Source organism: Tissierellales bacterium, assembly GCA_025210965.1.
Classification (GTDB): domain Bacteria; phylum Bacillota; class Clostridia; order Tissierellales; family JAOAQY01; genus JAOAQY01.
Genome location: JAOAQY010000189.1, coordinates 1 through 7,621, shown reverse-complemented (window position 1 = coordinate 7,621; position 7,621 = coordinate 1). Strand labels below are relative to the sequence as shown.

Genomic DNA, 7,621 nt, shown 5'->3' with positions numbered 1-7,621 from the left:
TTTCCTATTATATAAGCAGATATCATAGATATAACAAGTCCAGCAGCTATTATTATACCTATTAACATCATTATCTGATCTACCACTCTTGTAACCTCACGCGCTGGTATACTAGATGCTATCGTCCAGCCATTTTTTAGCTTAGCAAATCCAGCGATCTTTTTCTCTCCACTTAGCGTAATCTTCGCATGACCTACTCGTGACTCAGCCATCTCGTCAACAGCCTCATCACCTCCATCAAAACTTTCGAGGCTAGTTCCTCTTTCTTCAGTAGGATGAACTATAAATTCATAATCTTCATTCATCATATAAATGTATCCACTACCATAAAGTTTTATAGAATTTAAATGCTCTGCTACATCCGATACATTAAAATCCATTCCGACTACGGCTATTACGCTACCATTTTTTACCACCGGCATGGCATAAGATGTAACTAACTGTCCTGTTGCATCATTGTATGGAGCTGACCAAACTGGCTTTTTAGTATCTATCGGAGTATAAAACCACTCCGTATTTGAAGCATCTCTATCAAAATAAGAAAGATCAAACTCTTTCTGTCTAGCAAAATTATTATTTTCATCTGCCTTAAACCAAATATCGTGAGCAGATTTAAAAACCTCACTATTGAAATAAATATACACACTCTTTGTATAATTTAATTTCTTAGCTACGTCTCCTACTGTTTTTACATAATTGCTCTTAAAATCCACCATATATTCTGGATCATTTAATGCTTCACTGAGATTGAAATTTGACTCTAAATTCTGTGAAAGCATCTGAACTGCAGTTTCCGTGGTATTGAAGCTTCGGTCTATCATCTCAGTATGTTTTGAGACTGTCTCCTCAGCTAGTTTCAATGCCTCGCTTGTAAATTCTTTAGATACTTTAAGCCCCACTATGCTTCCAATTCCAAGAGATATAATCATACCAACCATGACTATAGCTACTGTAATCTTCGTACCTATCCTTTTAAACTTTAACATGCTACTCCCTCCAACTTCTCTTTCCCCTTATTTTTTAGCCCTTTCATTACAATATTTCAGCCGTATTTCTAAATTATTGTAATATGTATTAAATTTCCCAAATATGTTATTATTATAACACAAATCATTCATAATCAAGGTTAAAAAAACATATAATTCGAAATTTTCAATAGCGATTTTCTTATATTTAGGTACAAAAAAAACGCCTATAAAAGCGTCTTATCTGGCGTCCCCAGGAGGATTCGAACCCCCGGCCTCTCCCTTAGGAGGGGAGCGCTCTATCCTACTGAGCTATGAGGACTTAACAATAATATATTACAACACTAAACCAGATTTGTCAATTTCAAACAAAAAAACAGGAACGCTCCATACATTAAAGAGTCCCTGCAATACCTTTTCCCAAACAATGTATACCCGCCTCATTATAGTTAAAACACCTTTTTTCAGCATTTTTTACATGTTCCTAAAATAAAAGAAGCCTTAGCAAATAGCTATGACTTCTCTTCCCCATTGAACATCCACTTGAATTTCAAAAATATTATACACTAGAGGGTCTTCTTGAGATAATATTTTCAAAATTCAATATGAAAACCTCCGAAATATCGGATCCATATATCAAAACGCTCTGCGCTGATATCTTAATTAATATAATCTAGCTCCAACTTTTAATATGCAAAAATCTACTACATATATAACATCAAACTAGATATTTCTCTATTTAAGCAAATAGCTCTTTAAGTTTGGTTACAAAAATCACTAGTATAGCTAATGGCGCTAGTAACTTTATGCTAAAAGCATAAAATCCTCTCCAAGCAAAGCTAAGCTTGCCTTCATTGCTGACCTCTTTAGCTACATTGTCTGTACCCCATACCCATCCAACGAATACACACACTATCAAACCACCTAGTGGCAACAATATATTTGAAGCTGTCTTGTCGAATAAATCGAAGAAGCCAAGACCAAAAATCTTTACATCACTCCACACGCTAAATGACAGTGTAGATGGAATTGAAAGTGCAAAAAGTGCTGCTCCTACTATAACAGTGGCTTTCTTTCTAACCCAATTGAACTGCTCAGAGCAGAATGTTACCACAACTTCCATAAGTGAAATAGTAGATGTAAGTGCCGCTATACCTATTAGCGCAAAGAACAATGTCGCGAACACGCCGCCCATAGGCATCTGCTCAAATACTGCTGGAAGTGTTATAAATATAAGTCCAGGACCTTCTGTTGGCTCAAATCCAAATGCAAATACCGCTGGGAATATAACCACACCAGCCATAAGAGCAATAAGTGTATCTGCTATAGTAACTTGAATACTAAGTGCTCCCAAGTTTTCATTTTTACCAATGTATGAACCATAAGTGATTATGATACCCATACCTAAACTAAGTGAATAGAAGGCATGTCCTAATGCCTCTAATATAACACTTGGGTCCTTTAAATAACTGAAATCTGGACTAAATAGAAACTCTAAACCTTTAGATGCTCCTTCTAAACTAACTGATTTGAACATCAAATATACTAATAATAACAATAATACAGGCATAAGTGTCTTACTGACTTTCTCTATACCAGATTTTACTCCAAATAGACAAACTACAGTAGTAAGTGCTAATACCACGAAACAAGCCGCTACATTTTCTACTGGCGATGAAATAAGTCCATTAAAGAAACTATCTTGTGAGCCCGATGGAATCTGCATAAGCGCTCCACTAGCTGCACGGAATAAATACGATCCTACCCAACCTGCAATCATAGCATAATAAGACAATATGATAAACGCAGTCATTACTGCCATATAACCGCCTAAATGCCAAAAACCAGTCTTTTTTACAGCTCTAAATGACTGAACTGCATTTCCCATAGCATGACGTCCTAGTGAAAACTCTGAAAGCATAACTGGTAAACCTATAAGTGCAATACATACTAAATAAACTAAAATAAATGCGGCTCCACCATTTTGTCCTACTATAAACGGGAATTTCCATATATTACCTAGACCGATTGCAGATCCTGCCGCTGCTGCTAGGATTCCTAACTTCGACCCAAAACTCTCTCTTTCCATCTTCTTCTCTCCTCAAAAAATATTACGCTAGAAACCATTTCACTATATTCCTCGTCAGGTTTTAGTAAAATCGATTATTATGTCATCTTTACAATCATCTTTTACTTTTCTAGGCAATAAAAAAATCCCCATAGAAAAGATTACTCTAATCTATAGGGACGATTAATCATATCGTGGTACCACCCTATTTTGCTAAAAAGCCTCATTGTAAGATCGGATCATAAATCGAATCTCTGTCATGTAACGGTGACTACCGACCAAATCTTACTTATTTCAGACTGGCTGCTCTAGAGTGATCATACAATACATACTCGACATCGGTTCTCACCAACCACCGACTCTCTGAAGTCTCTGCACATATCTTTCTCTCCGTCTTAGCATTTGTTTAAGTTCTGCGTTGAAGTCATTATACTAAAATCATTGAATAAAAGTCAACACTTTTTTTCATTTTGTTAATAACTAGATAATCAAGTAACCGGTTACTTTGTGTTTTTAATCGCATTCATAATTTTTAAAAATTTTATGATTTTTTTATTTTTTATAGCTATTTATATCAAAAGTCTTCAACATTTTGAACCAATTCTCCATCTACATAACTAACCCAATCACTTAGTCCGCCTAAATAAATCCTAGCATCATATCCAATTTCACTTAAACCCAAATAAGCAACGCATGCACTGAGACCAAGTCCACTATAAACTATGATTTCCTCTGCATCTTCCAAATATCTATAATGCTCCTCCAATTGGTTTGGATTTAATATATTTATATCACTACCGAGCTCTAAGTTCTTGCGCCAATAGTGATGCCGAGCGCCTTCTATGTGCCCAGTTTTCTTATTTCCTTCTACACCGGCATAATCTCTGTAATTTCTAACATCAATCACCACTTTATTGTCTAGCACAAGTGAGTCTAAAAGACATTTTCTATCACAAATAAAGCTATTGTCAACTTTCAAATCAAACTCAGTTTTTGCAGGCAATTTTGGAATACTAGTTTCTATATTTCCTCCAATGTGATTCCATTCATCCATCCCACCATACAATAAATAAACATCATTTATCCCCATAACCTTGCACACAAACCAAGCTCTAGCAAGTTCTTTCAAATGCTGTCCGTAAAACACCACTTTCTTGCCGGCCATGTATCCTAAATTTGAAAATACATCCTTAAATTCACTCTCTTCGGGGAGACTTCCATAACCTCCATGTTCGTGAATAGGTCCTAAAAATACATCCTCCCACGATAGATAGTATGCTCCAGGAATATGCCCTTTTTCATAATTCAATTGTCCTTCTTCTGGCATAGCTCTGCTATAGCGTATATCAATTAAAATCAAGTCTTTATCTCCTAGATGGTCTTTGAGCCACTTTGCTTTCAAAAAATTTTTCATCAAAAACGCCCCCTCCCCATTCTTGTATTCTTTTTACCCTAGAGACCAGCAATATAACACCTCTGTTCGAAATTGCGCTATTTACGAATTTTACGTTTTCTCTTTTTGAATTATCATCAAGATGTTAAACTACAACCCTTTGCGGGTATGATATAATGGACACACTTTAGACGGACTTATAATTATATTAAGGGGGACTTCCTATGAATGATGTTATTACTAACATAGGTAAATCAACAATTCAACATGGCAAGGACAATAATAGAATATATCTAATGAAATACAAAAACGATGATACAAACGCTTTGATAGATGAATTAAACAATTTAGCTAAGAGTGAGCGCTATGGCAAAATTTGCGCAAAAATTCCAATGATGGAATCAATGGCTTTTATACAAGATGGCTATGAAATAGAAGCAGAAATACCAAAGTTTTTCGGTGGAAAAAACACTTGTTATTTTCTCGGGAAATATTTTTCTATGTCGAGAAAGATGGACAGGTTTAAAGATGATGAGACTATCATACTCGAAATATCAAAGAGTAAGTCATCTAATTTTGAATTAAAGCCATTGGATGAAAACTTCAGCCTTTCAATGCTTGAAGAGAGACATGTACAAGCTATGGCTAATATCTATGATTCTGTATTTGAAAGTTATCCATTCCCTATACATGACCCTGAATATTTGAAGAGTACAATGGCCAAAAACATATTGTACTTTGGCGCATTTGATGGCACAAAATTAGTTGCCCTTTCTTCCGCCGAACTTGACCGAGAAAATCAAAATGCAGAGATGACTGATTTTGCAACCCTAGATGAGTATAAGGGCAAGAATCTATCGCTTCACCTTTTAAAACAGATGGAAGAAGTTCTACCTTTCTATAAAATAAAAACATTATATTCCATCGCTAGAGCTTCGTCTCCTAGTATGAATATAACATTTGCTAGAGCACACTATGTATTTGGCGGAAAGCTTTTGAATAACACGCAGATCGCTGGTAGGATTGAGAATATGAATGTGTGGTATAGGTTTTTGGAATAAAGGATTAGTTATAATTTAATGGTAATGTAATCAAAAAAGCAGATACTGAATTTTCAAATTCAGTATCTGCTTTTTATACTTAGTGCTTCATCATATGCTATTGACACTATCTAAGTACAAGTATATACTCGTTTTGTTAATCATTTAAAAGATGATGATTTTGATTTTTTATGACTATGTCTAATTTAAATCATTCGCCCCTTCTTCATATCCACTGCTGCTTCATGCATATTCTCAGACATTCTAAGCAATAGCTCTATGAGAGTATCTTTTTCCGTTTCTGTAAATCCCTTAGTCATGATATCCGATGATTCTTCTAGCACATCAACGATTGAGTCCCTAGCTATTTTGGCTTTTTCTTCTAGGTATATTTTGTATCTTCTTTTATCATCTTTATCTTTTTCTTTGTAAAGATATCCCTTGTCTACAAGTGCTTTTATTCCCTTTGCGACTTCATGCTTTTCACATTTCAATATGGTAGCTAAGTCTTCTTGGCATATACCTTCTTTATTGTAGATTTGAATCAAATACTTATACTCACTCTTGTTTAAATTGTGCTTTTCAAGACGTTTTCCAATATAATAGGCATTACTTCTAGTTATCTGATCTATAACCTTTCCATACGAAATTTTTTTTGATAATCCTATAGCTTTGTCTTTCAACACAATATCGCCCCCATAATATAACCTCATTTTGGGTATATTATACTATATACAAAAAATAGTTGCAAACTGCTACTATTTAAGTTATAATTTTTTAGTAGCTAATTGCAACTATTTTCGGAGGTGTATCATGTCAAGAGATTATATATTAGGCGAAGAGCGGGAATTTAGTGCACTCATGAAATTGAGTATCCCCGCTACGATAGCTATGCTCGTAAATGCTATCTACAATATAGTAGATACAATGTTCATAGGAAAAGGTGTAGGTGAACTAGCTCTAGCTGGTCTTTCTATATACTTACCTATTCAAATGATTATCATGTCAATGTCACTATTGGTAGGAATCGGAAGTGCATCTGTATTTTCTAGAAAACTCGGAGCTAAAGATAGGGAAGGTGCCGATAAGGTCGTAGGAAATTTGACGTTTATAATGGCTGTATTTTCTGTAATACTTGCAACCACAGGTCTTATATTTTCCGACCAAATCGTAACTCTATTTGGAGCTAGTAAAGAAGTACTTCCCTTTGCATCTGAATATGCACGCGCCATGTTCTTAGGTGTATATGTATTTCCTTTTAGTGTAGCTTCTAACAATATCATAAGAGCAGAAGGTCATGCTAAAAATGCCATGCATGCAATGATATACGGAATGTTCTTGAATATATTTTTAGACTATCTATTTATATATGTATTTGACTGGGGCATATGGGGCGCTGGTTTAGCGACTTCTATATCGAAAGCTTTCAGTTTCTTGTATATAACTATTTACTATTTTGGACGAGTTTCCAGCATAAATTTCAAACTTAAAAATATGAAATTTGATTTAGCAATATCTAAAGAAATGTTCATGGTCGGTTCTTCAGCATTCATAACACAAGCTGCTATGAGTTTTGTAGCTGTCCTTTTGAACTACTCTCTATTAAAATATGGCGGAAATCAAGCTGTATCTATTTACAGCATAGTGTACAAACTTACTTTATTTGTGCTCATGCCATTAATAGGTATAGTTCAGGGAATGCAGCCAATCATAGGCTATAGTAGGGGCGCAAATAATCACACTCGAATAAGAAACACTGTGAAGATGAGTCTACTAACATCAACTGCCATAGCCTGCGTATTGACATTACTCATGTGGATTGTACCAGAGCTGATAGTTGGTCTATTTACAGATTCTAAAGATTTGATAGTAGAGGGCTCTAAAGTTCTTAGAATAATAGTTATGGTATTTCCTCTAATCGGCTGTTATCAAATAGCTGTGGGATATTATCAATCCATAGGACAGGGAAAAGCATCACTTTTCCTATCACTTCTAAGACAGATTATATTCTTCATACCACTAGCTATTGCACTTCCTCATGTAGCAAATCTTGGAATACTTGGTATCTGGTTAGCTTTTCCAATTGCCGATGCATTAACTATATTAGTAACTGGAGTATTTGTGAAATCTAGAATTGATAAGTGATTCATTATAG

The 7,621-nt window shown here is 35.0% G+C and carries 6 protein-coding genes, 1 tRNA gene and 1 other annotated feature; of the genes, 2 read left to right on the top strand and 5 right to left on the bottom strand.

Annotated features, from left to right (window positions below; translation table 11 throughout):
* The 4 genes from N4A40_13815 to N4A40_13800 all read right to left on the bottom strand — a co-directional run.
* Positions 1-986: cache domain-containing protein (locus tag N4A40_13815; GenBank protein MCT4662928.1), on the bottom strand; the 986-nt coding region annotated here is incomplete at its 3' end.
* 224 nt (positions 987-1,210) lie between these two features.
* Positions 1,211-1,287, bottom strand: a tRNA-Arg gene (locus N4A40_13810).
* Between the two features lie 417 nt (positions 1,288-1,704).
* Complete coding sequence (locus tag N4A40_13805) at positions 1,705-3,054, bottom strand: sodium-dependent transporter (protein ID MCT4662927.1); 1,350 nt, start codon at positions 3,052-3,054, stop codon at positions 1,705-1,707.
* 151 nt (positions 3,055-3,205) lie between these two features.
* Positions 3,206-3,439, bottom strand: a binding site (T-box leader).
* A gap of 168 nt (positions 3,440-3,607) precedes the next feature.
* Positions 3,608-4,447 carry a rhodanese-like domain-containing protein gene (locus N4A40_13800; GenBank protein ID MCT4662926.1) on the bottom strand — a complete coding sequence of 280 codons (840 nt, stop codon included), beginning with the start codon at positions 4,445-4,447 and terminating at the stop codon, positions 3,608-3,610.
* Positions 4,448-4,650: 203 nt separating this feature from the next.
* On the opposite strand from N4A40_13800, the gene ablB reads away from it, so the two are divergent.
* Positions 4,651-5,487 (top strand): putative beta-lysine N-acetyltransferase, encoded by an 837-nt coding sequence (gene ablB, locus N4A40_13795; GenBank protein MCT4662925.1) that lies wholly within the window; start codon positions 4,651-4,653, stop codon positions 5,485-5,487.
* Positions 5,488-5,672: 185 nt separating this feature from the next.
* Here the strand turns inward: ablB and N4A40_13790 are convergent, their stop codons facing one another.
* Positions 5,673-6,152 carry a MarR family winged helix-turn-helix transcriptional regulator gene (locus N4A40_13790; GenBank protein MCT4662924.1) on the bottom strand — a complete coding sequence of 160 codons (480 nt, stop codon included), beginning with the start codon at positions 6,150-6,152 and terminating at the stop codon, positions 5,673-5,675.
* Positions 6,153-6,279: 127 nt separating this feature from the next.
* Between N4A40_13790 and N4A40_13785 the strand changes: the two genes are divergently transcribed.
* The gene (locus tag N4A40_13785) at positions 6,280-7,611 is read left to right on the top strand and encodes an MATE family efflux transporter (GenBank protein MCT4662923.1); all 1,332 of its coding nucleotides are present in this window, start codon (positions 6,280-6,282) and stop codon (positions 7,609-7,611) included.
* Positions 7,612-7,621 lie beyond the last annotated feature (10 nt).

Bases quoted from the DNA above. Each gene is read 5' to 3' on its own strand.
- N4A40_13805 (MCT4662927.1), bottom strand. From the start codon at position 3,054: ATGGAAAGAGAGAGTTTTGGGTCGAAGTTAGGAATCCTAGCAGCAGCG.
- N4A40_13800 (MCT4662926.1), bottom strand. From the start codon at position 4,447: ATGAAAAATTTTTTGAAAGCAAAGTGGCTCAAAGACCATCTAGGAGAT.
- ablB (MCT4662925.1), top strand. From the start codon at position 4,651: ATGAATGATGTTATTACTAACATAGGTAAATCAACAATTCAACATGGC.
- N4A40_13785 (MCT4662923.1), top strand. From the start codon at position 6,280: ATGTCAAGAGATTATATATTAGGCGAAGAGCGGGAATTTAGTGCACTC.